Below are 25,137 nucleotides of genomic sequence, written 5' to 3'. Positions count from 1 at the left end.
GGAAAGTTACCGGCCGTCACAGCCTCGAACCGAGGGGCTCACGACTCTGTGACAAATGCCTCGGTCGGCAGGGCCGGCCGGGCGGATGGCGGTCAGGCGTAGACGTTGAGATTCCGTCCAAGCGGACCTTCGGTGGCCAGTGCCGGCTGCGGGGGCAGGGCGTCCAGCAGGGCGAGCGCACCGGCCTGCTGCACGTCCAGGGCTTTGCGCAGCACCAGCAGGCTGGCGGCCTGGGCGGTCGTGCCCGGCGCGGCGTTGGAGGCGCTGCTGACCGCAGCGGAGACGGTGGAGGCAGAGGTGATGTCCATGGCCTTGTTATCGGCCGACGGTGGCAGGGCCTGAGCGAATTCACGCAAGACCCTTCCTCTGGCGGGGGCGATGGGCGCGGGTCGGTCCGGCGGCGAAGCGCGGCCGGGCGGCGCCGGTATCGCTCCTCAGCGCGCCCTGAGCCGGCCGCTCAACCGTGGATGGCCGCCGCGACGATCTGGCCGATGGAGATGCACATGGCCGCCACCACCACGGCCAGTGCCATGTTCTTGTGCTCGATGATCTCTTCCCACAGTTTGTAGGGGGTGAGCTTGTCGATGATGATGAAGCTGATCCAGAAGACCAGCACGCCGATCACCGCATACAGGATGCTGCCCAGCACGATGCCAGGTTTGAGGTAGTCAAAACCTTCCATGGGAGTCTCCTTGGGATGTGTAGCTGCCTACTTGTGGCCGCCGCCTCCGCTGCTGTAGCCCCCATAGGAGCCACCGCCGGAGCCGGAATAGATCACACCGCTGCCGGCGTTGCGTTTGCACTGCTGATATTCGGCGCTGCTGGCGCCATAGGTGTCTTTGTAGTCCTGGCAATCGTCCCGGCTGCAGGCGCGCAGCAGGGCAAAAAGGATGGCCAGCACCAGCAGGCCCACCACGATTTTGACCAGCAGGCCGGAGCCGCCAGAATTGGACGCCACGTCGCGCTGCAGGGCCGGCATCCGGTCTCCGGGCAGGGCGAAGGCCTTCTGCACCTCCGCGGCGTCGAGGGCGCGGCCGTGGCTCCAGGTCACTTCCTGGCCGGTCTGCTCCGAACTGAGCAGTTCCAGCCGGGCGCCGTTGCGCCATTCATAGTCCCGCACCCGCGCGCGTTCTTCCCGGCGCACGCGCCAGTAGAACTCACCGAGCACCCAGGTGACTTTGGCGGTGTAGGTCCAGCGGCGCTTGAACGGCTTGTCCTGGTAGGTGACCGTGTCCTTGCCGGCATTGGCGGGAGCGCCAGTGATGGGCCGCACCACGCTCCAGCCTTCTTCCGTATCCACGAGGAAGGCGAAGCCTTCGATCTGGTTGAACAGCAGGTATTCTCGCCAGAAGGTCTGTTCGTCTTCGGCGCTTTCCGGCAGGTCCACCCGCTCCATGTAGCCGACCACCTGCCAGGGCTTGGGCGTGCCGCCATTGAGGGCCAGGGAACCGGTGGTGCCCAGCGGAATCTGCGGTTCGCCGCCGTTGTTCTGGTGGTAGGCGGCCAGTTCCGCGCCGGCGCCCTTGGAAATGTCCACCACCGATTTGCACTGGGGGCAGACGATGGACTGCGTGTTCTCCAGCCGCGGTTCCAGCGAGGCGCCGCAGTTGGGACAGGGCAGGGATCGCGACTTCACGCCCGCCGTGCTCTCCTGCCGCAGGCCGGTCATCGCCAGGTCCGCCAGCTTGACCGAGCGGCCCACGGACCAGCTCGGGGCGACCGGGTCGCTGTACTCCAGCGTGGCGACCTCGCCCTGGGTGCTGCGCAGGTCCGCCACCCAGTAGGCGCTGTCCATGCGCGGCGGGTGAGGCAGCTCGCCTTCGGCCGCGGCAATGGTGGCACTGAAGCGGGAGGCCACCTGCCACGCCGTGCCGTTGAGCATCTGCAGCCCGCCGATCACCAGGGACTCGGCGGCCGGCGCGCGCTCCTTGAGCGGCGCCTCAAAGCTCATCACGAACTGGCCGTTGTCCTCCGAAAGCCAGCCGCTGCGCGGAGTGGCATCGGCGGCGGCATCGAACAGCACATGCCATTCATTCCAGCCGCCTTCGTCATAGGCCATCTGCAGACGGCCGACCACCACAAAACCGGTGCCCGCAAATCGGCCCGCCGCGCCCAGCTGGACCGGCGAATAATCCTGGAACAGTTCTGAGCTCTGCCCGATGCGGCGCAGCGTGTCGCCCTCACGCAGGAGCGTGGAGCGACAGTAACTGCAGACCGTGCTTGCGGAGGCCGGTGAGGCGAACTCGACCGGGCCGCCGCAATTGGGGCAGAGCGCCTGCCAGCGGCGTTGGGGGGCTGCGGTGGCCAATCAGGCGCTCGGAATCAGCTGAGTTTCTTGAGCAGATCCGCCTTCTTGGCCGCGAACTCTTCGTCGGTCAGGATGCCCTTGGCTTTCAGGTCGCCCAGCTTTTCCAGCAGCAGCAATACTTCGTCGGCGCTTTGGCTGACGGGTTGCATGGCGGCGGCCGGTGTGGCGCCGGCCGGACCGGCTCCCTGGCCTTGCGGCTGGCCCTGACCCTGCCCGGCGTTCGGGTTCAGTCCGCTCTGCAGCTGCTGCGCCAGGGTCTGACCCAGCGCCAGGCCGGCGCCCAGCCCCATCGCGTCGCCCGCCACACCGCCGCCGCCCGAGCCGACGCCTTCGGCCAGCTTGGGGATGGCCTGCGCGGTCTGGTACTGGAGAAACTGGTTCATGTTCTGGCCGATCATGCCCATGCCGATCTTCTGGTCGAGGATCTTCTGCAGTTCCTCCGGCAGGGACACGTTCTGCAGCGTGACCGACTCCAGCTTCAGGCCCAGGGCTTCGAAAGCGGGGGCGGTGGCCGCCTGCAGGGCCTTGGCAAATTCCACCTGGTTCGCGGCCAGGTCGAGAAAGGGGATGCCGGACTGGGCCACGGCATCGCTGATGTGCTGCAGCATCAGGCCGCGCAGTTGGCCGTCCAGCTCGGTGACGGTGTAGCGCTCGCGGGTGCCGGAGATCTCGGTGTGGAAGCGCTTGGCGTCGGCGACGCGGTAGCTGTAGTTGCCAAAGCCGCGCAGGCGTACCGCGCCGAAGTCCTTGTCACGGATGGTGACCGGCTGGGTGGTGCCCCAGCGCTGGTCCACCTGCTGGCGGGTGCTGAAGAAGTAGACGTCGCTCTTGAACGGGGACTCGAACAGCTTGTCCCAGTTCTTCAGATAGGTCAGGACCGGCAGGGTTTGCGTGGTGAGCTTGTACATGCCGGGGCCGAAGACATCGGCCACCTTGCCTTCGTTCACAAACACCGCCACCTGGGACTCACGCACCGTCAGCGAAGCGCCGTACTGGATTTCGAAATCCTGCATCGGATAGCGCCAGGCGAGGACGCCGTTGTCGTCCTCCGTCCACTGGATGATGTCTATGAACTGTTTCTTGATGAAGTCCATCAGGCCCATGGCGCTGCTCCGAGAGAAATACGACCCTGTTGGTCGCGGAACGGAGTATCCCTCAGCCGACCCGGGGCGTCGCTCCCCCCAAGGGGGCGGAGGTGGTCGCCGGGAGGGGGCGGGAAGCCCCAGGGACGTCGGAAGAACCAGACGCCCCGGGAGGAAATTGCTGCGGCCCGCCGTCTTGACGGAATCTTGATACCCCGGCCTTGAGCTTCTACACGCCTTTGACGGGCGGCTTTCTAGAGTTCAGTCATCCCAAAACGTCCCCGTCGCACGGGGCTGACTCTCATGGATGCACTGTTTCTTGGACTGAGTGCGCTGCTGTTCCTGGTGGCCGTCGGGCTGGCCGTGGCCAGCCACCGGCTCGCGGAGGGCGAGTGATGACGGTCCTCTACTGGCTCACCGGCCTGATCTCGGCCGCCCTGTTTGTTTATCTGCTGGTCGCGCTGTGGCGCGCCGAGCGGTTCTGAAAGCTGGCCATGAACAGCCTGGCAACCCTCAATCTTGTTCTCTTCCTGGGCCTCGTGCTGCTGCTGGCGTGGCCGCTGTCCCGCTGGATCACCCGTCTGGCCACCGGCCAGCTGCCGGCCTGGATGCAGGCCGTGGAGCGCCCGTTCTTCCGCCTGGCCGGCGTCCGGCCGGCGCAGGGCATGCACTGGAAGCAGTACGCGCTCGCGCTGCTGATCTTCAACTTCATCGGCCTGCTCGCGGTGTATGCCCTGCAGCGCTTCCAGGGGCTGCTGCCGCTGAATCCGCAGGCCATGCCTGCGGTGAGCCCGGACTCGGCCTTCAACACCGCGGTCAGCTTCGTGGCCAACACCAACTGGCAGGGGTATGGCGGTGAAGCCACCATGAGTTACCTCACCCAGATGCTGGCGCTGACGGTGCAGAACTTTGTGTCTGCCGCCACCGGCATCGCGGTCGTGTTCGCGCTGATCCGCGGCTTTGTGCTCAAGCGCAGCGGTCAGGTGGGCAACTTCTGGTCGGACCTCAGCCGGATCACCGTGTGGCTGCTGCTGCCGTTGTCGCTGGTGCTGGCGATGGTCTTCGTGCAGCAGGGCACGATCCAGAATTTCGACGCCTACCGGTCGGTGCAGACGCTGGAAGCCACGGACTACCAGACGCCGCGCCTGGGCGCCGACGGCCAGCCCGTCAACGACGACAAGGGCCAGCCGGTGATGGAGGCGCAGCGCACCACCACCCAGACGCTGGCCATGGGCCCCATCGCCTCGCAGGAAGCGATCAAGATGCTGGGCACCAACGGCGGCGGCTTCCTGAATGCCAATTCGGCGCATCCCTACGAGAACCCGACGCCGCTGACCAATCTGCTGCAGATGATGGCGATCTTCCTGATCCCGGCCGCCCTGTGCATGAGCTTCGGTCAGTGGGTGGGGGACTGGCGGCAGGGCGCGGCCGTGCTGTCCGCCATGATGGTGCTGTTTGTCGCCGGCGTGCTGGTGGCCACCCCGGCGGAGCAGGCGGGCAACCCGCTGGTGGCCGCGCAGGGCGTGGACATCCAGGCCAGCGACCTGCAGGCCGGCGGCAACATGGAAGGCAAGGAGACCCGCTTCGGCATCTCGGCCAGCTCGCTGTTCGCCGTCGTCACCACGGCCGCCTCCTGCGGCGCGGTCAATGCGATGCACGACTCCTTCACGCCGGTCGGCGGCGCCGTGCCCATGGTCATGATGATGCTGGGGGAGGTCGTTTTCGGCGGCGTCGGCACCGGCCTCTACGGCATGCTGGTGTTTGCGATCCTGGCGGTGTTCATCGCGGGCCTGATGATCGGCCGCACGCCTGAATACTTGGGCAAGAAGATCGAACCCTTCGAGATGAAGATGAGCGCCGTGGCGCTGCTGGTGACGCCGATCGTGGTGCTGGCCGGCACCGCGGTGGCGGTGCTCACGCCGCTGGGCACCGGCAGCGTCGCCAACCCGGGCGCGCACGGATTCAGCGAGATCCTCTACGCCTTCACCTCCGCCGCCAACAACAACGGCAGCGCCTTTGCCGGCCTGTCCGCCAACACCCCGTTCTACAACACGTTGCTGGGCATGGCGATGTGGCTGGGCCGCTTCCTGATGATCGTGCCGGTGCTGGCCATTGCCGGCAGCCTGGCCGCCAAGAAGAAGGTGCCGGTGGGCGAGGGCACCTTGCCCACCCACGGCCCGCTGTTCGTGGTGCTGCTGATCGGCACCGTGCTGCTGGTCGGCCTGCTGAACTATGTCCCCGCGCTTGCGCTCGGCCCGGTCGTGGAGCACCTGATGCTCCTGGCCCATTAAACGCCGGAGCTTGATCATGACCACACAACTCAAGACCTCTTCTCCTCTGGCGCCCGCTGCCGCCGCAGTCGGTGGGGCCGGCACTGCCGGCGTCAATGGCGTTAACGGCGCTGACGGCGCGACCGTCGGCGCTCCCAACGACGCTCCGAACGGCTCGCCGGGCGGTGCGGCCGGCGGCCCCGGTCCGCGTGTCCGTCGCGACAGCAGCCTGTGGGACCCGGCGCTGATGAAGCCGGCGCTGCGCCAGTCCTTCGCGAAGCTGGCGCCGGCGGTGCAGCTGCGCAACCCCGTGATGTTTGTTGTCTATGCGGGCAGCATCCTCACCACCGGCCTGTGGCTGGCCAGCTTTGCCCAGCCCGCCCTGGCCGGTGCCGAGGGCCCGGGATTCATGCTGGGCATCGCCCTGTGGCTGTGGTTCACCGTGCTGTTTGCCAACTTTGCCGAGGCACTGGCGGAAGGCCGCTCCAAGGCCCAGGCGGCCTCGCTGCGCGGCCTCAAGGCCAAGACCTGGGCCAAGAAGCTGGACCAGCCGCGTCACGGCTCCTCCTGGCATCCAGTCAACTCGGACGAGCTCCGCAAGGGGCATGTGGTGCTGGTGGAGGCCGGTGATCTGGTGCCGCTGGACGGCGAGGTGATCGAAGGCGTGGCCTCGGTGGACGAGAGCGCCATCACCGGCGAATCGGCACCGGTGATCCGCGAATCGGGTGGTGACTTTTCCGCGGTGACCGGCGGCACCCGGGTGCTGTCGGACTGGATCGTCGTGCGGATCGCGGTCAATCCCGGCGAAGCCTTCCTCGACCGCATGATCGCGATGGTGGAAGGGGCCAAGCGCCAGAAGACGCCCAACGAAATTGCACTGACCATTTTGCTGGTGGCGCTGACGCTGGTCTTCCTGGTGGTGACGGTGACGCTGCTGCCGTTCTCGCTCTACAGCGTGTCGGCGGCGGGTGCGGGCACGGTGGTGTCGATCACCGCGCTGGTGGCGCTGCTGGTGTGCCTGATTCCCACGACCATTGGCGGGCTGCTGTCTGCCATCGGTGTGGCCGGCATGAGCCGCCTGATGCAGGCCAATGTGGTGGCCACCTCGGGCCGCGCGGTGGAAGCCGCTGGGGACGTGGACGTGCTGATGCTGGACAAGACCGGCACCATCACGCTGGGCAACCGCCAGGCCAGCGCCTTCCTGGGTGCGCCCGGCATCACCGAGCAGGGGCTGGCCGATGCCGCCCAGCTCGCCTCACTGGCCGACGAAACGCCGGAAGGCCGCAGCATCGTGGTGCTGGCCAAGCAGAAGTTCAATCTGCGGGAGCGGGAGCTGTCCAGCCTGCAGGCGCACTTCGTGCCGTTCACCGCCCAGACGCGGATGAGCGGTGTGGACTTCGGACCCGACGACGCCCCGCATCGCCAGCTGCGCAAAGGGGCGGTGGATGCCATCCGCCGCTTTGTGGAGGCCAACGGCGGCCAGATGCCGGCCCAGGTCTCCGCAGCCGCGGATGAGGTCGCGCGGCGCGGCAGCACGCCGCTGGTGGTGGCGGACCTGGAAGCCGGCCGTGCCCGGGTGCTGGGCGTGGTGGAGCTCAAGGACATCGTCAAGGGCGGCATCAAGGAGCGCTTCGCGCAGCTCCGTCGCATGGGCATCAAGACGGTGATGATCACCGGGGACAACCGCCTTACCGCAGCCGCGATTGCCGCGGAGGCCGGTGTGGACGACTTCCTGGCCGAGGCGACGCCGGAAGCCAAGCTCCAGCTGATCCGGGACTATCAGGCCGAAGGCCGCCTGGTGGCGATGACCGGCGACGGCACCAACGACGCGCCCGCACTGGCTCAGGCCGATGTGGCCGTGGCGATGGCCAGCGGCACGCAGGCCGCCAAGGAGGCCGGCAACATGGTGGATCTGGACTCCAACCCCACCAAGCTGCTGGAGATCGTGGAGACCGGCAAGCAGCTGCTGATGACCCGCGGGTCGCTCACCACCTTCTCGATCGCCAACGACGTGGCGAAGTACTTCGCCATCATTCCGGCGATGTTCCTCGGGGCCTACCCGCAGCTGGCCGCATTGAACGTGATGCAGCTGCACAGCCCGGCGTCGGCCATCCTGTCGGCGGTGATCTTCAATGCGCTGATTATCGTGGCCCTGATTCCGCTGGCGCTCAAGGGCGTGGCCTACCGGCCCATTGGCGCGAGCGCACTGCTGCGCCGCAACCTCTGGATCTATGGACTGGGCGGGCTGGTCGTGCCGTTTGTGGGCATCAAGATCATCGATCTGCTGCTGGTGGCGCTGCAGCTGGTCTGAGGGCCCGCACCGACGTCCGCCCACCAGGTTTTGAGTCAAGCGAGGCCGGACCCGCGAGCCGCCATCGGTGCGGCAGGGCGCCGACCTTGCGTCAGGCAGTGATGCGGTCACGCATCAGCATCAAGGATTTCATCATGTCATCGTCAACGTCTTCCACTTCGAGCCTGCGCAACCAGCAGCGGGGCACAGAACCGGGCTCGGTGCCCGACGCTGCCTCCGCCTCTGCGGAGCGGCCCTCCACCCTGCAATTGCTGCGTCCCGCACTGGTGGTGTTCGTGCTGCTCAGCGGGCTGACCGGGCTCCTGTATCCGGCGGCCGTCACCGGGCTGGCCAAGAGCCTGTTCCCCCGGCAGGCGGCCGGCAGTCTCGTGGAGGCGAACGGCCAGGTGGTCGGCTCCGAACTCATCGGTCAGAACTTCAGCTCGCCGCGCTACTTCTGGGGCCGCCCGTCCGCCACCGGGCCGATGGCCAACAACGCCGCCAACTCCGGCGGCTCCAACCAGGGGCCGACCAATCCCGCGCTGGTGGATGCGGTGAAGGCGCGCATCGAGGCGCTCAAGGCCGCCGACCCGGGCAACACGGACACCATTCCGGTGGATCTGGTGAGCGCCTCGGCCAGCGGCCTGGATCCGCACATCAGCATGGCGGCGGCGCGCTACCAGGCGGCGCGTGTGGCGCGTGAACGGGGGCTGCCGGTGGAGGCGGTGCAACGCCTGATCCAGGCCAACACCGAGAGCCGCGATCTGGCGGTGCTGGGGGAACCCCGGGTGAACGTGCTGATGCTGAATCTGGCGCTGGACAAGGCCCCGGGGCAGAAGGCCGTGCCGGCTGTCACCCATCCGCCGGCTGCCTCGTCCGCCTCGGCTCCCACTGCCCTGCAGGGGCGACTGGCCATGCCGCTCGCGTCGAATTCCTCGACAACTTGGGCCACCTCGACGACTTCGGCCACCTCAGCCACCGCCGCGCCGATTCAAGTGTTCACCGCATAAAGCAGCGAGTGGCCCGCGCGGTTTCGTCTCCGAGCCCGATCGCCGGACTCGGGACCTTGTTGAACCACCGTTGAATCTCCCTCGCAGCTTCATGCACCCGCTGCCGCGCGCCTTCCAGGTGCCGTCCCGCGGGCCATGAACGCTGCGCCCTCCGTCCCCACCGTCCGGTGGCGGACCTCCCGCGACACGGACTGTCCGAGCCGCCGCTGCTGCGGCATGCAGGCTCGGCAGGCCGCCGCATGACCTTGTCATTCCGCTATGAAAACCCGTCTTCTCACGCTGTTCCTGATGTCTTCCTGCCTGCTGCACGCCGCCGCGCGCGCCCAGGAGGCGGAGGCGGCATCCAACGCCAATGCCAATGCGGCCGCGCCAGCACCGGCGCCGCTCACTGCCAATATTGCCCTGGTCTCCGACTACCGCTTCCGCGGCATCAGTCAGACCTGGAAGCGTCCCGCCGTGCAAGGTGGTTTTGACTATGCTCACGCCAGCGGCCTCTACCTCGGCACCTGGGCGTCCAACGTCTCTGGCAACAGTTACAACAATGGCGCCGGTCTGGAGCTCGACCTTTATGGCGGTTTCAAGACGGCAGTGGCCGAGGGCGTGACGCTGGACATCGGCGCCCTGGCCTATGTCTATCCCAGCGCCCGGATGAACAGCGCCCCGGGCGTGCCCAGCGGCTACAGGTATGACAACGTGGATGTCTATGCGGCCATCACAGCCGGGAATTTCTCCGGCAAGCTGTCAGTCGCCGCGACCGATTATTTCGGCCTGGATGCCCAGTCCGCCGGCTATGCCTACTTCAATGCACTGACACCGGCCGGCAGCTCCAGGGGCAGCGCCTATCTGGACCTGAACTACGGTGTCGATCTGGGGCAGGGCCTGATGGCCACCGCGCATGTCGGCCACCTGTGGGTGCGGCATTACGGTGACCTGTCCTATCTCGATTGGAAGCTGGCGCTGAGCCAGCCGCTGGAGCGCCTGGGCGGCCTGACGCTGAGCGCCGCTGTCGTTGGCACCGATGCCGACAAGCGCTTTTATCAAGCTGGCAACGCCGCTGGCCAGCAGGCCAAACGCCTCGGCAGCACCGGGCTCCTCGTCAGCCTCAGCAAGTCGTTTTAACTTGGCGACAATCCACCCATGACCGTCGACGACGACCGCCCGGATCCCGATGCCCTGCTGGCCCACCTGCGCGAGCAGGCCCAGGCCGAGCAGCGGGGCCGGCTGCGCATCTACTTCGGCGCCTCGGCGGGCGTGGGCAAGACCTTCGCCATGCTGCAGGCAGCGCGGCAATTGCAGGCGCAGGGGCGGGCGCCGCTGGTGGGCGTGGTGGAAACCCATGGCCGCGCGGACACCCTGGCCCTGCTGGACGGCCAGCCCCGCCTGCCGCAACTGCCGCTGCGCCAGGTGCCGTACCGGGGACGCAGCCTGCCGGAGTTCGATCTCGACGGTGCGCTGGAGCGCCTCAAGGGCGAAGCGGACCCGCTGATCCTGGTGGACGAGCTGGCACACAGCAATGTCGCCGGCTCCCGTCATCCCAAGCGATGGCAGGACGTGGAGGAGCTGCTGGCCAATGGCATCAGCGTCTACACCACGCTGAATGTGCAGCATCTGGAGAGCCTCAACGACGTCGTCGGCGGCATCACCGGCGTACGGGTGCAGGAAACGCTGCCGGACACCTTCTTCGACCGCGCTGACGAAGTGGTCCTGGTGGATACCCCCGCGGACGAGCTGCTGACGCGGCTGAAGGCGGGCAAGGTCTACCAGGGCGCCCAGGCGGAACGCGCGGGGCAGCATTTCTTCCGCAAGGGCAACCTGATGGCGCTGCGGGAACTGGCCCTGCGGCGCACGGCAGACCGGGTGGAAAACGACGTCCAGGCCTGGCGCAGCAATGAGCGCATTGCGCAGGTGTGGAAGACCGAGTCCGCCATCCTCTGTGCCATCGGCCCCGGCGACGAAGCGGAAAGCGTGGTGCGCAGTGCGGCCCAGCTGGCCCAGCAGCTGGCGGTAAGCTGGCATGCGGTGTTCGTGGAAACGCCGCGGCTCCATCGCCTGCCCGATGCCCACCGCGAGCGGGTGCTGCGAACGGTGCGGCTGGCCCAGGACCTGGGCGCCACGACGGCGGTGCTGGCGGGGCAGGAGCCCGCGACCGTGCTGCGCAGCTACGCGCGGGAGCACAACCTCTCCAAGCTGGTGATGGGCCGGGGGGAGCCTCGTCCCTGGTGGCGTCGCCACCAGGACCTGGCCACCTGGCTGCGCACCGCCGCGTCGGAGCTGGATCTGGTCCAGGTGGGCGCCTCCCGCACCCAGCGGATCTCCGACGACCTCACGCCTCCGCTGCTGACCGACCCGGTGCGTTATCTGAAGGCCACGCTGGCCTGCGCCCTGGTGGCGGCGGTTTGCTGGCCCCTGAGCCGGCTGGTCGCCAGCGACAACATCGTCATGCTCTTCCTGCTGGGCGTGGTGGCGGTGGCGATGCGGCTGGGGCGCGGGCCGGCGGTGCTGGCCAGCTTCCTCAGCGTGGCCTTTTTCGACTTCTTCTTCATCGCGCCGCGGCTGAGCTTTGCGGTGAGCGACGTGCAGTACCTCATCACCTTCGGCGTGATGCTGGCGGTGGGGCTGGTGACCGGGCAATTGACCGCGGGGCTGCGCTATGAGGCCCGTGTCTCTTCCGAACGGGAAGCACGGGCGCGCGGTCTCTTCGAGCTGACACGTGAGCTGGCCGGGGCGCTGCAGGTCGAGCAGGTGGTGGTGACGGCCGAGCAGCAACTCGCGCAGCAGTTCGGCGGACGTGCGCTCATCTATGTACTGGACGATGACGACCATCTGCAGCCATCCCCCGCGCAGTCGTCGCACAGTCTGGCCGAGGCGCCGGACGCCGGCACCGCACGCTGGGCCCTGGACCATGAACAGCCCGCCGGCCAGGGGACGGACACCTTGCCCGGCAGCGCCTGGTTCTACCTGCCGCTGCGGGCGCCGATGCGCAGCCGCGGCGTACTGGCGCTGAGGACCGGCGACGGCGGTACCCTGATGCTGCCCGAGCGCCGCGCCCAGCTGGACACGGCCGGGCGGATCATCGGCCAGGCGCTGGAGCGGGTGCATTACGTGGAGGTGGCGCAGCAGGCCCTGCTGCAGATCGAATCGGAGCGGCTGCGCAATTCGCTGCTGTCGGCGCTGTCGCACGATCTGCGCACGCCGCTGGCGGCCTTGCAGGGGCTGGCGGAGACCTTGTCGGCCTCGCTGGCAGAGCAGGCGCCCCAGGACCGTGCGCTGGAGGCGGCCCGCGCGATTGAGCAGCAGTCGCTGCGCATCAATGCCATGGTCCACAACCTGCTGGACATGGCGCGGTTGCAGAGTGGGGCGCTCAAGCTCAACCGCCAGTGGCAGCCCATTGACGAGGTCGTGGGCAGCAGCCTTCAACTGATGGGCAGCGCACTCGCCCGGCACCGGATTGTGCTGGACGTGCCGGCCACTCTGCCGCTGGTGGAGGTGGATGCGGCGCTGCTGGAGCGGGTGCTGGCCAATCTGCTGGAGAACGCCGCCAAATACACGCCCCCCGGCAGCGAGGTGCGGGTGGTGGCGCGCGCGCGGCAGGAGGAACTCTGGGTGTCTGTCGAGGACAACGGGCCGGGACTGCCGCCGGGGCGCGAAGAAGCGCTGTTCGAAAAATTCACCCGCGGACACAACGAGTCCCACCTGCCCGGCGTCGGTCTGGGGCTGGCCATCAGCCGTGCCATCATGCAGGCCCATGGCGGGCGCATCTGGGCCGAGCGTGCAGGCCCATCAGGCGGCGCGCGGTTCAGCTTTGCCGTGCCGCTGGGGACGCCGCCGGCCGTGCCGAGCTTTGATGAGGATGAGTCCACCGGCGCCAACGCCGGTGGGGCGCTCTGATGCCGACCAGGAGAAACCGTCGTGAGTGAGCCGCAACCGGTGGCGCTGATTGTCGAAGACGAACCCAACATCCGCCGATTCGTGCGCCTGGCGCTGGAAGGCGAGGGCTGGTCGGTTCATGACGCCACGACGGTCAAGCAGGGGTTGATCGATGCCGGCACCCGCCGCCCGGACCTGGTGGTGCTCGACCTGGGCCTGCCGGATGGCGACGGGCTGGACTTCCTGCGCGACCTGCGCGGCTGGTCCTCGGTGCCGGTGATCGTGCTGTCGGCCCGCGGGGCGGAAGAGGACAAGATCGCCGCCCTGGACAGCGGCGCGGATGACTACCTCTCCAAGCCCTTCGGCGTGGGGGAGCTGATGGCGCGGGTGCGGGTGGCCCTTCGCCGCAGCCAGGCGCGCGCCAGCGAGCAGCAGGATCCGGTGTTCCGCTTTGGGGAGGTGGAGGTGGACCAGGCCGCCCGGCGGGTCCGCCGCGGCGGAGAAGACGTGCACCTCACGCCGATCGAATACCGGCTGCTGAGCCACCTGATCGCCAATGCCGGCAAGGTGCTGACGCATCGGCAACTGCTCAAGGCGGTCTGGGGCCCGGCGCATGTCGAGCAGAACCACTACCTGCGGGTGTACATGGGCAACCTGCGGCAGAAGCTGGAGGTAGAGCCGGCCAGTCCGAAGCATCTGCTGACGGAAACGGCGGTCGGCTACCGGCTGATGCAGGGCTGAATTCAGGCTGCGCGCGGTCGCGCCGCCACCGGCCGACGGTCCAGGTGGCCGATCCAGTGGTGATAAAGCGCCCGCGCCGCCCGGCGCACACGGGCCAGCCGCTCCGGCAGGTCGGACAGGATGTCCTGCTCGGACTGCACCGTCGGCCCCTGGCCAGTCGCCAACTCGGCCCTGCCGTGCGCGCACCACTGCCGCAAGCCTTCGTCGGTCACCTCCAGATGGCTTTGCAGCCCGAGGTGTGGGCCGAAGGCGAAGCCCTTGTTGAGCCCATGCAGGCCAAACAGCGTCCGGGTAGCGCCGGGCGGCATCTGGAAGCTGTCGTGGTGCCAGTTGAAGCTGAGCAGCCGTTCCTGCCCGTCGAAGAGATGACGAGCGGCGGGGGTGACCCACAACTCCCGCCAGCCGATGTCCGGCCGTGGGTTCCGGTTCACCGTCGCCCCCAGGGTGCGCGCCAGTTGCTGCGCGCCGAAGCAGTGGCCCAGCACCGGGCGTCCCAGCCGCAGCGCATTGGCCAGCAGCAGCCGTTCGCGGTCGATCCAGGGCAGGCGGTCCCGCACGGAATGGTCGCTGCCCAGCAGCACCACGCCGCTGAAGTCGCCCGCATAGGCCGGCGGGCGGTCGCCCAGATCGGGGCGCAGCAGTTCCAGGGGCAGGCCGTGCTCGCGCAGGCACTGCAGCAGGAATCCAGGGCCCTGGGCGGGTTCGTGCTGGAGGATCAACACGGGTCTCATGCGAGGAGCGTCTCCGGGACGCGTTGTGACGATGCCCGCAGGGTAGGTAACGGCCTGTCCAGATGGTGGCAAGACCTTCGGGGCGGGCGTCAAGAAGTCGTCAAGGCACCGTCAAGACGGGCGGGCGCCGTACGGCGGTGGAGCAGCACGTCCGGCCGGCGATGCAAAATGCAGCCCATGAACTCACCGCGCGTCCGTATCCAGACCGAAGACTTCGACCTCAGTGCCGAAACCCTGTCCTTGCGGGCGGATGACGGCGGTGTGGGGGCGGTGGTCAGCTTTGTCGGCACGGTGCGGGATGCAGCGGATGGCACGCCCGTGTCGCTCATGGAGCTGGAGCATTACCCGGGCATGACCGAAGCCTCGATCGAGGCGATGGTGGACGAGGCTTTCCGGCGGTTTGACATCCTCGGCGCCCGCGTGATTCATCGGGTCGGCCCGCTGGAGGCGCGCGCGCAAATCGTGCTGGTGCTGGTGAGTTCCCGGCACCGCGGCCAGGCCTTCCAGGCCTGCGAATTCCTGATGGACTATCTCAAGACCCAGGCGCCGTTCTGGAAGAAGGAACACGGGCCGCAAGGCGCGCACTGGGTGGATGCCCGGGTCACCGATGACGAAGCGCTGGCGCGCTGGGGCATTCAGGCAGCGTCCAACGGGCACTGAGGCGCTACGGGTCGGGCGCCGGGCGCCGCACCCGCGCCATCAACGCCCAGGGCCATGAACGCCCAGGGGCGTGAGGTCTTTGTTCGTCAGCCGCCGAAGGCGCCCGACTGCCACATGGACAGCAGGACACCGCCGGCCAGCGCCGCCAGCCACAGCTGCATCGGTGCCGGCTCGGTGCGGGGGCGGCGCTGCTGGTGCCGGTGGCCCAGGAAGCAGGCGACGGATGCCGCACCCGCCAGCAGGAAGACGAGCGCAAAGCCCAGACCTTCCACCGTACGCCCATGGTGAATCGCCAGGGCCAGCACGACCTGGCCCAGCATCAGTCCGGCGATGCCCGAAGCCGCGGTGGACGACAGGGCAGCGGAGGTGGCAGAAGACTTGCTCATGGGCTTCACTCACAGGGGGTACAACAACAAAAAGAATTGTCGGCCGACCCCTGGACTTTCATGACGTGGAAAACTGAAAGGAGTCCGCAGTAATTCGCACAGGGACCGGTTTTCAGATCGTGTTGTGAAGATGCGATTCGGTCCCCCGTGAATGCGGGGGCAACCATAGAAACGCTAGGCCTGTAGTCCCCCCTGGAGGTGACAAGGGAGCAAACACTGTGGGTGGGCGCACAGACGTGAATTTCTCACGGTGGCGAAATGCCGTTGGTCCGCGAGGTGCGGACATCTTTATATCGGAGCAACCACCATGACCCTGCCTTTGCTCTCCCGGAAGTCTCCGGCGTTCCAGCGTACCCTGCTGGCTCTCGCCCTGGCTGCCGCTAGCGCCAGTGCTTCTGCACTTCCTTCCTTCACCTGGGACCCCTCCAAGGCTGGTCTCGCCGGTGAAGCCTTCACGGCTGACAACCTGCTGATCTCGAACTACTCGAAGATCACCTTCGGTGCCGACAACACGTTCACCGAGTCGGGTTACCTGGCTGTCAGCGCTGCCCAGCTGGGCGGTGCTTCCGTGCTGCCTGCTGGCCTGAACAGCACCTACGGCATGTACATCAAGTTTGACGGCACCGGCACCATCAGCGCCGGCAACCCGACAACGAGCGTGACGCTGGGTCAACTGACCTCGCTGAACTACACGCTGTATGGTTTCAACGGCACCTCCAGCTTCTCCTATGACGGCACTCAATGGAATGAGTCCGCTTCTGGCGAAGTGGCGCTGGCGACCGGCACCCTGAGCTGGGGCAATGTGGCCACCGTTCCGGCTGGCAATGGCTCGTTCAATCCGTCGGCCAACGCCGGTCTGAACATCGACTGGCTGGTGGGCGGCTTCTCCAGCCCCACCTATCAGCTGGGCCTGACCTCGTTCTCGAACACCACGTCGCAAGTGACGGTCACCGACAACGGCTTCGTCATCAGCCAAGGCGGTGGTTCGATCAACTTCGCTTCGCCGGTGCCGGAACCCGCCAGCTACGCCATGCTGATCAGCGGCCTGGCTGCTGTGGGCTTCGTGGCCCGTCGTCGCAACCGCGGCGAGAAGTGATGTAACGGCTGCCCCAGGGGGTTCGACCTCCGGGGTGGCCAGGCACTCCGAAGCACCGCAAGGTGACCCGAGGGACATGCGCCGCAAGGTGTTTTCCTTGAAGGTCACCGTCAGGTGGCCAGGAATGCCGCAAAGGTGTGGTCGGGTCCTCTTCGGAGGGCCCACGACACCGGCTTCTTGGTGTTGTGTGGCTGCCTCTCAAGGCAGGTCATGCATCACCGGGAAGTGACAGTGATGGAGAAACGCCAAAAGAAAAGCCCATGCGGCATGTGCCCATGAGCCTTTGAATGGATGTGAGAAGGACCGCGGACGTTGCCTCTGGCATCGGCCGTTTTCTTGTCACCCATTCCGACCGCAGCCGCCCGGCTGCAGTCTTTGGTAGTGAACGGGTTTGTTGAAGTGACGGAGTGGTTCCGTCTCAGGCTTGGACAGCAACTGGCGCGAAGGCGGCAGAGGTGGTCGCGTGAGTTTCAGTCACAGCTTGAGGCAGCAGCCGCTGGAAGTCCGGCTTCAGCAGGGCATAGCATTCACAAGCCCGTGCTTCCAGCCCCGGCCGATCCAGGACCGCGATATGACCTCGCGTATACCGGATCAGGCCGGCGGCCTGGAGGCGTTGTGCCGCTTCGGTCACCCCTTCACGGCGTACCCCCAGCATGTTGGCGATGAGCTCCTGTGTCACGGAGAGCTCCTGCAGGCCGTGCTGACGATCCAGCACCTGAAGCAGCCACCGGCACAGCTGACGTTCCAGTGAATGATGGCGGTTGCAGACCGCGGTCTGTGCCATCTGCGTCATCTGCGACTGCACATAGCGCAGCACCGTGTGAGTGACCAGTCCACCGCGCAGGAATTCTTCCTTCAGCACATTGAGCCGCAGGCGGTACGCCAGTCCGGCCCGCTGCACCACCGCGCGCGAGGCGGGCGATTCACCGCCCAGGAGCGACGAGACCCCCACCAGACCTTCCGGACCGATCATCGCCACTTGCGATGAGGCACCGGAATGCGTCGTGTAGATCAGCGACACAATGGCACTGGCGGGAAAAAATACATGCGGGGAAGGTGCGCCGGCTTCAAACAGCACACGGCCCTTCAGCAACTCCACCGCTTCAAGATGGGGCAGCACGCGAGCGAGCTCCTCCTGGGGCCATTGAGCCAGGAGGTAGTTGCCGCGGGGGACCGTGGCACCAAGGGTTGTAGAGGACATGACCATGAATTCGCTCCAACGTGTTCCAAGAGAGAGCAGTGGCAAGCCGCGTGCCCAAGTCCTGGGACGAGAGATTTCATCGATGCCCAACTTCAGGAAAGTTGAACGGCAATCGGGTACCCGATGCTTAGAGCAAGGGTTGTGCCCGGGTGTCGCTTTGAACGACGTGGCTTGCACTTCATCCGTGCAGCCAGCGCAGAAGTGTCCTGCAAGGTGGACAGCCTGCGTGCAACCGATTGCAATTTCATGGCAATGCCCAAATTCCCCCTCCCGGGGGATGGATCACCGATGGAATCGGCGTTTGGGCCTTGTGTCAGCTCCGCATTTCCAGCACATACCCCATGCCACGCACGGTATGGATCAATGGCAGCTCAAACGGCAGATCCAGTTTGGTCCGCAAGCGCCGGACCGCCACTTCCACCACATTGGTTTCGCTGTCGAAATTCATGTCCCAGACCTGCTCGGCCAGTTCGGTCCGTGAGAGCACCTCGCCCTGGCGACGCAAAAGCAGGGTGAGCAGGCTGAATTCCTTGGCCGTCAGGTCCAGCCGCTGGCCCTGGCGCTGGGCTTTGCGCCGCAGCAGGTCCAGTTCCAGGTCGCCCAGTTTGAGCACCGTCGCGTCGCCGCCATGCTGGCCCTGGCTTCGGCGCATCAGCACATGCAGGCGTGCCACCAACTCCGAAAAGGCAAAGGGCTTGACGAGATAGTCATCCGCGCCGGATTGCAGGCCCTTGACCCGGTCTTCCACATCGCCGCGCGCCGTCAGCATGAGCACCGGCAGCGCCTGGGTCTGCTTGTGCTGACGCAGCGCGGCCAGCACGGCCAGGCCGTCCAGCCCCGGCAGCATGCCGTCCAGCACCATCAGGTCATATTGACCTTCACAGGCTTGATGCAATCCCTGGAGACCGTCGTGGGCGACATCCACGATGAATCCCTCCTGCGTCAGTCCGTGCCGCAGGTAATCCGCCAATTTGATTTCGTCTTCAACCAGCAATAGCTTCATGGGAGTGATTCTGCATAAACGACTTCTGACAATGGCTTACCGTTTTGTCATGTCCGCCACGCGGGGCGTACGGGCGACAGGAATGAATGACGGGTGATCATCAGTTGGTGAAATCAGGACGTCCCCCCCGTGGAGAGGGGCGATTCCCGACCTCCTTGGGTGTTTGTCCCACGGCGGGCCGGTGACCCCGGGAAACGTCCCGCCTCTAGAATCCGCCGATGTCCTCAACCGCCGCCATTGCCCCGCCATTGAGGTCCAGCTCCATTAGCGGCAAATTGAAGGCCATGGTGTGGCTGATGGTGTTGCCGACATTGCTTCTGTCGATGATCGCCGGGGTGGCGGTTTTCCAGACGGAGCAACGCGCCGCCATCAGCGCGGCCATGGAAACCGCCGAGGCGCTGAGCCTGGTGACCGACCGGGAAATGGCGGTCCGCACCGCCTTGCTGCAAGCCTTGAGCATTTCCCCCAGCCTGGCGGAGGGGCGGCTGGACCAGTTTCACGCCGAAGCCCGGCGACTCGTGGCAAATTCAGCCAGCACCATCGCCCTGACTCGGGAAGATGGCCAGCAGATGGTCAATACCCGGCTGGATTTTGGCCAGCCACTGCCCAAAACCAGCATCTTCCGTCCCATCCCCATCGCGACGCAGCGGCCGCTGATCGTGTCGGACCTCTACACCGGTCCTCATGACAAACGGCTGAGTTTCGCCGTCCGCGTTCCGGTGACGGTCAACGGTCAGCCGATGAAGCTCGGCTTGGGCAGTCCGGTCACCGACCTGCAGCACATCTTCCGCCAGCAGCCGCTGCCCAAGGGCTGGCTCGGGGTGGTGCTGGACAGCCAGGGCTACGTCGCAGCCCGCACCCTCGATCCTGAAAAACGCGCCGGGCAGCGCGCCAGTCCTGAAATGCTGGAAGCGATGGCCAAGGCCAACCGCGGGGTGGTCGAAACCAAGACGCTGGACGGGGTCGGCGTCTTTACCGTTTTTGCACGCGCGCCGGACTCCGGCTGGCTGGTGCTGATTGGCCTGAGCCGGGGCGAGCTGGCCCAGACGGCCTGGCTCGCCTTCGGCGTCACGCTCTGTGTGTCCTTTGTCTTCATTGTCGTGGCCACGCTGGTGGCGCGCCGGATTGGCGGGTCGATCGTGCTGCCGCTGCAGCGACTCCGGGACGATGCGCTGGCCCTGGGCAGCGGTGGCCTGGTGCAGGCGTCGGCCAGCGGTCTGCAGGATGTGGACATCGTGCAGCGGGCGCTCGTCAAGGCCAGCGAGGAGCGCACCGGACATGACCAGCGCATGCGCGGCGAGATCGAAGCGGCGGTGGCCCAGGCCCGTCAGGCGCAGGAGGCCGCCCTGCGCAGCCAGAAGCTGGAGGCCCTCGGTCGGCTGACCGGCGGCATTGCGCATGATTTCAACAACCTGCTGCAGACGATGACCACCGGGCTGCAACTGGCGCGCAAGCTGAGCAGTGACCCACGTGGCGATCAGGCGCTCGCCGCCTGCCAGCGCGCCACCGCCAAGGCCTCTCAATTGACCCGGCAGTTGCTGTCCTTTGGTCGCCAGCAGGTCGGGCACGAATCGGTGCTGGATCTGCGCGAGCAACTGCCGGAGCTGATGGAGTTGGTCCGCGGTGCTGTCGGCAGCGCCATTCAGACGACGCTGGACATGGAGGAGGGCGTCTGGCCGGTGAGGACGGATCCGGTCCAGCTGGAGCTGGCCATCCTCAACCTGGCGCTCAATGCCCGGGACGCGCTCCATGGCCGGGGCCAGTTGTCCGTTCGCGCCGGCAACCGACAGATGCTGAGCGGCGAAGTGCCGGAGCTGATGGCGGGAGACTACGTCTGCATCAGCGTCATCGACGACGGTGACGGCATGACCCAGGAGCAGATGACCCATGCTTTCGAACCCTTCTTCACCACCAAACCGCTGGGTCAGGGGACAGGGTTGGGCCTGGCTCAGGTCTACGCGCTCGCGCGGGCCACTGGCGGTACGGCCACCCTGAACAGCAAGATCGGCCTCGGCACCGAGGTGACGCTGTGGCTGCCCCGTTCACTGGGCCGTACACGCGCACTGGACACACCGCCGCCCGCCGCCGACCGGCGGTATGAGGGAACGGTTCTGCTGGTGGAAGATGAAGCCTCGGTGCGTGAGCTGACCGCACAGGCGCTGGAGGACCTTGGCTTCCAGGTGGTCACCGCGCCCACGGCCGATCACGCGCTGGACCTGTTGCGCGGCGGCGCCCAGGTGGATGTGGTGCTGTCGGACATCGTCATGCCCGGCACCCGCAGCGGTGTGGACCTGGCCCGCACCTTGAAGGTGCTCAAGCCGACGCTGCCGGTGGTGCTGGCCAGCGGCTATCCGGACCGCATCGCAGAGGCGCCGGATGTACCGCTGGTGGCCAAGCCTTACGACACCGACCAGTTGGCCGCGCAACTGGCCGCAGCCATGGACCTGGCGCGCAGCACGCTGCCGCCCGCGGGGGTCCTGCCCCCGGTGGCGGCAGACTGATCACGCCACGCGCGGCAACTTGGCCAGCAGCTTGTCCAGGGTGACCGGGTACTCGCGCACCCGCACGCCGGTGGCGTTGTAGATGGCATTGGCCACCGCGGCACCCACGCCGCAGATGCCCAGCTCGCCCACGCCCTTGGCCTTCATCGGAGAAGAGATCGGGTCAGTCTCATCCAGGAAGATGACCTCCTGATGCGGGATGTCGGCATGCACCGGTACCTCATACCCGGCCAGGTCGTGATTGACGAAGAAACCGCGCTTCTCATCCACCTGCAGCTCTTCCATCAAGGCAGCGCCGACGCCCATCGTCATTGCACCGATGACCTGGCTGCGGGCTGACTTCGGATTCAGGATGCGTCCGGCCGCGCAGACGGCGAGCATGCGGCGCACGCGGATCTCGCCGGTGAAGGCATTCACCGCCACCTCCACAAAATGGCCGCCGAAGGTGGACTGCTGATACTTCTTGTCCAGGTCGCCGTATTCCATCTTGTCTTCGGCCACCAGGCCCTCATGGCCTGCGGCATCGCCCAGGGTGACGGACTTGCCGCCGTCCCGCACGGCACCATCGGCGAACACGGCCTTCTCGGGATCCATGCCCTGCTTGCGGGCGATGATCTCTCGCAGCTGCATGCAGGCCGCATAGACGCCTGCCGTGGAGCTGTTTCCGCCCCATTGGCCGCCAGAGCCGCAGGAGACGGGCAGGTTCGAGTCGCCCAGGCGCACCACCACCTTGTCCAGCCCGACGCCCATCATTTCGGCAGCCGTCTGGGCCACGATGGTGTAGGAGCCGGTGCCGATGTCGGTCATGTCGGTTTCCACCGTCACCACGCCGCGCTGGTCCAGCCGCACGCGGGCGGCCGACTTCATCACCAGGTTGTTGCGAAAGGCCGCCGCCATGCCCATGCCGACCAGCCAGTGGCCTTCGCGGCGCTGGCCCGGCTTCATGCGCTGTTGCCAGCCGAACTTGTCGGCGCCGGTGCGCAGGCATTCGACCAGACGGCGCTGCGAGAAGGGACGCTCGGGCTTCTCCGGGTCGACCTGCGTGTCGTTGAGGATGCGGAACTGGACCGGATCCAGGCCGGCCTTCTCCGCCATTTCGTCGATCGCGATTTCCAGCGCCATCAGGCCCGGCGCCTCGCCCGGCGCACGCATCGCATTGCCTTCGGGCAGGTCCAGCACCGCCAGCTTCATGGCCGAGTAGCGGTTGGCCCCGGCGTACAGCAGACGGGTCTGCGCGACGGCGGTTTCCGGCTGGCCATCGGGCTGGTCGCCCGACCAGCTTTCATGCGCGATGGCGGTGATGTGGCCGTCCGCGCCGCAGCCGATGCGGATGCGCTGTATGGTGGCCGGGCGGTGCGTTGCGTTGTTCATGATCAGCGGACGCTGCAGGCTCACCTTCACCGGTCGGCCGGTGGCCTTGGCGCCGAGAGCGGCCATGACGGCATCGGCCCGCAGGAAGAGCTTGCCGCCAAAACCGCCGCCAATGAACGGCGAGATCAGCCGCACCTTGTCCTTGGGCATGTTCAGCGTCTTGGCCAGGTCGCCCCGGCCCCAGTCGATCATCTGGTTGGAAGTCCAGACGGTCAGCTTGTCGCCTTCCCACAGCGCCAGGGACGCATGCGGCTCCATCATGGCGTGCGACTGGTCGGGCGTGGTGTAGGTGTAGTCGATCTTCACCGCGGCCTGTCCGAAGGCGCCGTCGAAATCGCCGACCTTGGTTTCGGGTGGGGTCTGCTCATCGCCCTTGGGCAGCTTGGCACTGTCCATCGCCTTGGCCAGGCTGTAGGCACCGGCTTCGGCCTGGTAGTCGACCTGCACCAGCGCCGCGGCGGCACGTGCCTGCTCGAAACTTTCGGCCACCACCACGGCCACGGCCTGGTGGTAGTGATCCACCTTGGGTCCGGCCAACAGCTTGGCAGTGTTGAACTTGCCCTTGCCGAGCTTGCCGGCGTTCTCGGCCGTGACGATTGCCAGCACGCCGGGTGCGGCCTGCGCGGCTGTGAGATCCATGCGGGTGATGGTGCCCTTGCCGATGCCGGCGCCGACGATCACACCATAGGCCGCTTGCGGCGCCACGTCATGCCGCTCGTAGGCATAGGGCGCGGTGCCGGTGGTCTTGCGGGGGCCATCGATACGGTCGGTCGGCTTGCCGACGACACGCAGCTGATCGATGGGGTTCTGGGTCGCGGGTTGATCGAACTTCATGCGCGTGTCCTTGATTGCCGGGCTTCATCCAGGGCGGCGGCGATGGTCCGCTCCACCAGCGGGATCTTGAAAGCGTTGTCCGACGTGGGGTGGGCATCCGCCAGCAGGCGGGTGGCAATGGCTTGAGAGCCTTGCGGCAGGGCAGCGTCGGCTGCATCCACGCGCCAGGGCTTGGGCGCCACACCGCCCACGGCGATGCGACCGCGTCCGTTGGACTGCACGATCGCCGCCACCGAGACCAGCGCGAAGGCATAGGACGCGCGGTCGCGGACCTTGTGATAGATGTGGACACCCGGCACCGGGCGGGGCAGGGTGACGGCGGTGATCAGCTCACCCGCGGTCAGGGTGGTTTCGATGTGCGGCGTGTCGCCGGGCAGCCGGTGGAAGTCCACGATCGGGATCCTGCGCGTCTGGCCATCGGGTCGCACCGCTTCCACCACCGCATCCAGCGTGCGCATGGCCACAGCCATGTCGCTGGGATGGGTGGCGATGCAGGCGCTGCTCACGCCGACGATGCCGAGCTGGCGGCTGCGACCGTCGATGGCGCTGCAGCCGCTGCCGGGCTGTCGCTTGTTGCAGGGCTGCTGGGTGTCGTAGAAGTAGGGGCAGCGGGTGCGCTGCAGCAGGTTGCCGGCGGTCGTGGCGCGGTTGCGCAACTGGCCCGAGGCGCCGGCCAACAGGGCGCGCGAGAGCACGCCGTAATCACGGCGTACACGCGCGTCGGCTGCCAGGTCGGCGTTGCGCACCAGGGCGCCGATGCGCAGGCCGCCTTCTTGCGTCGGCTCAATGCGGTCCAGCGCGAGGCGGTTCACATCGATCAGATGGGTGGGCGTTTCCACCTGCAGCTTCATCAGGTCCAGCAGGTTGGTGCCACCGGCGATGAATCGGGCGCCGGGCTGGCGTGCTGCCGCGGCGGCGGCCTGCGCCGGAGTCTCCGGCCGTTCCAGGGTGAAGGGCTTCATGCGGTCCTCCCGGCGACTTCGGTGATCGCGTCGATGATGTTGGAATAGGCACCGCAGCGGCAGATATTGCCGCTCATGCGTTCCCGCAATTCCTCGGCGGACAGCAGCGGACGGACGTTGAGGTCCCGGGTCACATGGCTGGGCATGCCGGCCTTGAGTTCGTCCAGCACCGCCGATGCCGAGCAGATCTGGCCGGGCGTGCAGTAGCCGCACTGGTAGCCGTCATGCTTGATGAAGGCGGCCTGGAGCGGATGCAGTTGCTCCGGGTTGCCCAGACCTTCGATCGTGGTGATCTTCGCGCCCTCGTGCATCACCGCCAGGGTCAGGCAGGAATTGATGCGGCGACCGTCCATCAGCACCGTGCAGGCGCCGCACTGGCCGTGGTCGCAGCCCTTTTTCGTGCCGGTCAGGCGCAGGTGCTCGCGCAGGGCGTCGAGCAGGGAGGTGCGGTTGTCGAGGGTCAGGGTCTGGCTCTGACCATTGACGGTCAGGGTCACTTGGGACGTGGCCATCAGGGCCTCCTGCGAAGCGGGCGGACGGGGATTGGGCACCTGGGCCTGCGCCTCCAGCGCGAAACCCGAGCCGGCGGCACAGGCGCTGCCGGCAATCAGCATCGTCCGGCGGCGCACGCCGCTGGCGATGTCATCGCTGCCGGCGTCGGCAATGTCGCGGCAGAGGTCCAGTGCCAGGGCGTCGCCCAGGGTGGCGGTGGGAACGGACGAACCGTCCGCATGCGTGGGCGACCCCGGGGTCGCTGAAGAGGGTCGGGACGCTGCATCCATGCTGGGGAACTCCTGGCTGGCCGACGTTGGCGCTGCCGGGAG

General features: G+C 67.0%; 21 protein-coding genes and 1 pseudogene. 10 read left to right on the top strand and 12 right to left on the bottom strand.

From position 1 onward, the window contains the following. Positions 1 to 92: 92 nt before the first annotated feature. From FHS28_RS03535 to FHS28_RS03520, 4 genes are all read right to left on the bottom strand, one after another. Positions 93 to 356 (bottom strand): putative motility protein, encoded by a 264-nt coding sequence (locus FHS28_RS03535; protein WP_246409457.1) that lies wholly within the window; start codon positions 354 to 356, stop codon positions 93 to 95. 101 nt (positions 357 to 457) lie between these two features. After that, positions 458 to 682, bottom strand: coding sequence for a DUF350 domain-containing protein (locus tag FHS28_RS03530; protein WP_088449063.1), 225 nt, complete (start codon positions 680 to 682; stop codon positions 458 to 460). Between the two features lie 27 nt (positions 683 to 709). Further along, complete coding sequence (locus FHS28_RS03525) at positions 710 to 2,308, bottom strand: DUF4178 domain-containing protein (RefSeq protein WP_088449064.1); 1,599 nt, start codon at positions 2,306 to 2,308, stop codon at positions 710 to 712. A 14-nt stretch (positions 2,309 to 2,322) separates the two neighbouring features. Next, positions 2,323 to 3,411 (bottom strand): SPFH domain-containing protein, encoded by a 1,089-nt coding sequence (locus tag FHS28_RS03520; RefSeq protein WP_088449065.1) that lies wholly within the window; start codon positions 3,409 to 3,411, stop codon positions 2,323 to 2,325. A gap of 374 nt (positions 3,412 to 3,785) precedes the next feature. Between FHS28_RS03520 and kdpF the strand changes: the two genes are divergently transcribed. From kdpF to kdpE, 7 genes and pseudogenes are all read left to right on the top strand, one after another. Next, positions 3,786 to 3,875: a K(+)-transporting ATPase subunit F gene (kdpF, locus tag FHS28_RS03515; protein WP_083525627.1), complete on the top strand. Its 90-nt coding sequence runs from the start codon at positions 3,786 to 3,788 to the stop codon at positions 3,873 to 3,875. A 9-nt stretch (positions 3,876 to 3,884) separates the two neighbouring features. Continuing rightward, on the top strand, positions 3,885 to 5,681 hold the full coding sequence (kdpA, locus tag FHS28_RS03510; RefSeq protein WP_088449066.1) for a potassium-transporting ATPase subunit KdpA: 1,797 nt from the start codon (positions 3,885 to 3,887) through the stop codon (positions 5,679 to 5,681). Between the two features lie 16 nt (positions 5,682 to 5,697). Continuing rightward, complete coding sequence (gene kdpB / locus FHS28_RS03505; RefSeq protein ID WP_088449716.1) at positions 5,698 to 7,971, top strand: potassium-transporting ATPase subunit KdpB; 2,274 nt, start codon at positions 5,698 to 5,700, stop codon at positions 7,969 to 7,971. A 131-nt stretch (positions 7,972 to 8,102) separates the two neighbouring features. Next, positions 8,103 to 8,783: pseudogene (kdpC, locus tag FHS28_RS03500) on the top strand (potassium-transporting ATPase subunit KdpC); the annotation flags it as partial. A gap of 435 nt (positions 8,784 to 9,218) precedes the next feature. Beyond that, positions 9,219 to 10,079, top strand: a complete 861-nt coding sequence (locus FHS28_RS03495; RefSeq protein ID WP_088449067.1) for a TorF family putative porin — start codon at positions 9,219 to 9,221, stop codon at positions 10,077 to 10,079. Between the two features lie 18 nt (positions 10,080 to 10,097). Then, positions 10,098 to 12,848 (top strand): DUF4118 domain-containing protein, encoded by a 2,751-nt coding sequence (locus tag FHS28_RS03490; protein WP_088449068.1) that lies wholly within the window; start codon positions 10,098 to 10,100, stop codon positions 12,846 to 12,848. Between the two features lie 21 nt (positions 12,849 to 12,869). After that, positions 12,870 to 13,568 carry a two-component system response regulator KdpE gene (gene kdpE, locus FHS28_RS03485; protein ID WP_088449069.1) on the top strand — a complete coding sequence of 233 codons (699 nt, stop codon included), beginning with the start codon at positions 12,870 to 12,872 and terminating at the stop codon, positions 13,566 to 13,568. A gap of 2 nt (positions 13,569 to 13,570) precedes the next feature. Here the strand turns inward: kdpE and FHS28_RS03480 are convergent, their stop codons facing one another. Continuing rightward, the gene (locus tag FHS28_RS03480; protein ID WP_184294099.1) at positions 13,571 to 14,299 is read right to left on the bottom strand and encodes a type 1 glutamine amidotransferase; all 729 of its coding nucleotides are present in this window, start codon (positions 14,297 to 14,299) and stop codon (positions 13,571 to 13,573) included. Between the two features lie 177 nt (positions 14,300 to 14,476). On the opposite strand from FHS28_RS03480, the gene FHS28_RS03475 reads away from it, so the two are divergent. Then, on the top strand, positions 14,477 to 14,959 hold the full coding sequence (locus FHS28_RS03475) for a molybdenum cofactor biosynthesis protein MoaE (RefSeq protein WP_088449071.1): 483 nt from the start codon (positions 14,477 to 14,479) through the stop codon (positions 14,957 to 14,959). Positions 14,960 to 15,045: 86 nt separating this feature from the next. Here FHS28_RS03475 and FHS28_RS03470 read toward each other — a convergent pair whose 3' ends face one another. Continuing rightward, on the bottom strand, positions 15,046 to 15,345 hold the full coding sequence (locus FHS28_RS03470; RefSeq protein ID WP_088449072.1) for a hypothetical protein: 300 nt from the start codon (positions 15,343 to 15,345) through the stop codon (positions 15,046 to 15,048). A gap of 307 nt (positions 15,346 to 15,652) precedes the next feature. Between FHS28_RS03470 and pepA the strand changes: the two genes are divergently transcribed. Beyond that, positions 15,653 to 16,441 carry a flocculation-associated PEP-CTERM protein PepA gene (gene pepA / locus FHS28_RS03465; protein WP_088449073.1) on the top strand — a complete coding sequence of 263 codons (789 nt, stop codon included), beginning with the start codon at positions 15,653 to 15,655 and terminating at the stop codon, positions 16,439 to 16,441. Between the two features lie 418 nt (positions 16,442 to 16,859). Here pepA and FHS28_RS03460 read toward each other — a convergent pair whose 3' ends face one another. The 3 genes from FHS28_RS03460 to FHS28_RS03450 all read right to left on the bottom strand — a co-directional run bounded on the left by FHS28_RS03460 (position 16,860) and on the right by FHS28_RS03450 (position 19,027). Further along, on the bottom strand, positions 16,860 to 17,642 hold the full coding sequence (locus FHS28_RS03460) for a Crp/Fnr family transcriptional regulator (RefSeq protein ID WP_088449718.1): 783 nt from the start codon (positions 17,640 to 17,642) through the stop codon (positions 16,860 to 16,862). A gap of 313 nt (positions 17,643 to 17,955) precedes the next feature. Next, positions 17,956 to 18,645: a heavy metal response regulator transcription factor gene (locus tag FHS28_RS03455; protein ID WP_088449074.1), complete on the bottom strand. Its 690-nt coding sequence runs from the start codon at positions 18,643 to 18,645 to the stop codon at positions 17,956 to 17,958. A gap of 205 nt (positions 18,646 to 18,850) precedes the next feature. Beyond that, positions 18,851 to 19,027, bottom strand: coding sequence for a hypothetical protein (locus FHS28_RS03450; RefSeq protein WP_184294096.1), 177 nt, complete (start codon positions 19,025 to 19,027; stop codon positions 18,851 to 18,853). Here FHS28_RS03450 and FHS28_RS03445 point away from each other — a divergent pair. Continuing rightward, positions 19,026 to 21,146, top strand: coding sequence for a hybrid sensor histidine kinase/response regulator (locus FHS28_RS03445; RefSeq protein ID WP_184294094.1), 2,121 nt, complete (start codon positions 19,026 to 19,028; stop codon positions 21,144 to 21,146). The two genes, FHS28_RS03450 and FHS28_RS03445, sit on opposite strands and share 2 nt — an antisense overlap. Here the strand turns inward: FHS28_RS03445 and paoC are convergent, their stop codons facing one another. The 3 genes from paoC to paoA are packed head-to-tail and all read right to left on the bottom strand — an operon-like array spanning position 21,147 to position 25,095. Continuing rightward, the gene (gene paoC / locus FHS28_RS03440) at positions 21,147 to 23,351 is read right to left on the bottom strand and encodes an aldehyde oxidoreductase molybdenum-binding subunit PaoC (protein WP_088449076.1); all 2,205 of its coding nucleotides are present in this window, start codon (positions 23,349 to 23,351) and stop codon (positions 21,147 to 21,149) included. Further along, the gene (locus FHS28_RS03435; RefSeq protein ID WP_088449077.1) at positions 23,348 to 24,313 is read right to left on the bottom strand and encodes an FAD binding domain-containing protein; all 966 of its coding nucleotides are present in this window, start codon (positions 24,311 to 24,313) and stop codon (positions 23,348 to 23,350) included. The genes paoC and FHS28_RS03435 overlap by 4 nt, the downstream gene beginning before the upstream one ends. Continuing rightward, positions 24,310 to 25,095 carry an aldehyde dehydrogenase iron-sulfur subunit PaoA gene (gene paoA, locus FHS28_RS03430; RefSeq protein ID WP_246409455.1) on the bottom strand — a complete coding sequence of 262 codons (786 nt, stop codon included), beginning with the start codon at positions 25,093 to 25,095 and terminating at the stop codon, positions 24,310 to 24,312. The genes FHS28_RS03435 and paoA overlap by 4 nt, the downstream gene beginning before the upstream one ends. Between the last annotated feature and the right edge of the window lie 42 nt (positions 25,096 to 25,137).

The organism is Roseateles terrae (assembly GCF_014192155.1).
Classification (GTDB): Bacteria; Pseudomonadota; Gammaproteobacteria; order Burkholderiales; family Burkholderiaceae_C; genus Roseateles; species Roseateles terrae.
Note: the sequence above shows the minus strand (reverse complement) of the source record. Positions and strands in the feature narration are given on the sequence as shown.

What these genes read in the sequence shown, in the direction of transcription:
- FHS28_RS03480 (WP_184294099.1), bottom strand. Translation starts at nt 14,299, where the DNA reads ATGAGACCCGTGTTGATCCTCCAGCACGAACCCGCCCAGGGCCCTGGA.
- FHS28_RS03450 (WP_184294096.1), bottom strand. Translation starts at nt 19,027, where the DNA reads ATGGCCGCGCTGATGGCGGCGCGTTGCTCCGTCTGGAAAACCGCCACC.
- kdpA (WP_088449066.1), top strand. Translation starts at nt 3,885, where the DNA reads ATGAACAGCCTGGCAACCCTCAATCTTGTTCTCTTCCTGGGCCTCGTG.
- kdpB (WP_088449716.1), top strand. Translation starts at nt 5,698, where the DNA reads ATGACCACACAACTCAAGACCTCTTCTCCTCTGGCGCCCGCTGCCGCC.
- FHS28_RS03490 (WP_088449068.1), top strand. Translation starts at nt 10,098, where the DNA reads ATGACCGTCGACGACGACCGCCCGGATCCCGATGCCCTGCTGGCCCAC.
- FHS28_RS03495 (WP_088449067.1), top strand. Translation starts at nt 9,219, where the DNA reads ATGAAAACCCGTCTTCTCACGCTGTTCCTGATGTCTTCCTGCCTGCTG.
- FHS28_RS03445 (WP_184294094.1), top strand. Translation starts at nt 19,026, where the DNA reads ATGGAAACCGCCGAGGCGCTGAGCCTGGTGACCGACCGGGAAATGGCG.
- FHS28_RS03520 (WP_088449065.1), bottom strand. Translation starts at nt 3,411, where the DNA reads ATGGGCCTGATGGACTTCATCAAGAAACAGTTCATAGACATCATCCAG.
- FHS28_RS03475 (WP_088449071.1), top strand. Translation starts at nt 14,477, where the DNA reads ATGAACTCACCGCGCGTCCGTATCCAGACCGAAGACTTCGACCTCAGT.
- paoA (WP_246409455.1), bottom strand. Translation starts at nt 25,095, where the DNA reads ATGGATGCAGCGTCCCGACCCTCTTCAGCGACCCCGGGGTCGCCCACG.
- FHS28_RS03460 (WP_088449718.1), bottom strand. Translation starts at nt 17,642, where the DNA reads ATGTCCTCTACAACCCTTGGTGCCACGGTCCCCCGCGGCAACTACCTC.
- pepA (WP_088449073.1), top strand. Translation starts at nt 15,653, where the DNA reads ATGACCCTGCCTTTGCTCTCCCGGAAGTCTCCGGCGTTCCAGCGTACC.
- FHS28_RS03470 (WP_088449072.1), bottom strand. Translation starts at nt 15,345, where the DNA reads ATGAGCAAGTCTTCTGCCACCTCCGCTGCCCTGTCGTCCACCGCGGCT.
- FHS28_RS03530 (WP_088449063.1), bottom strand. Translation starts at nt 682, where the DNA reads ATGGAAGGTTTTGACTACCTCAAACCTGGCATCGTGCTGGGCAGCATC.
- paoC (WP_088449076.1), bottom strand. Translation starts at nt 23,351, where the DNA reads ATGAAGTTCGATCAACCCGCGACCCAGAACCCCATCGATCAGCTGCGT.
- FHS28_RS03435 (WP_088449077.1), bottom strand. Translation starts at nt 24,313, where the DNA reads ATGAAGCCCTTCACCCTGGAACGGCCGGAGACTCCGGCGCAGGCCGCC.
- kdpF (WP_083525627.1), top strand. Translation starts at nt 3,786, where the DNA reads ATGACGGTCCTCTACTGGCTCACCGGCCTGATCTCGGCCGCCCTGTTT.
- FHS28_RS03455 (WP_088449074.1), bottom strand. Translation starts at nt 18,645, where the DNA reads ATGAAGCTATTGCTGGTTGAAGACGAAATCAAATTGGCGGATTACCTG.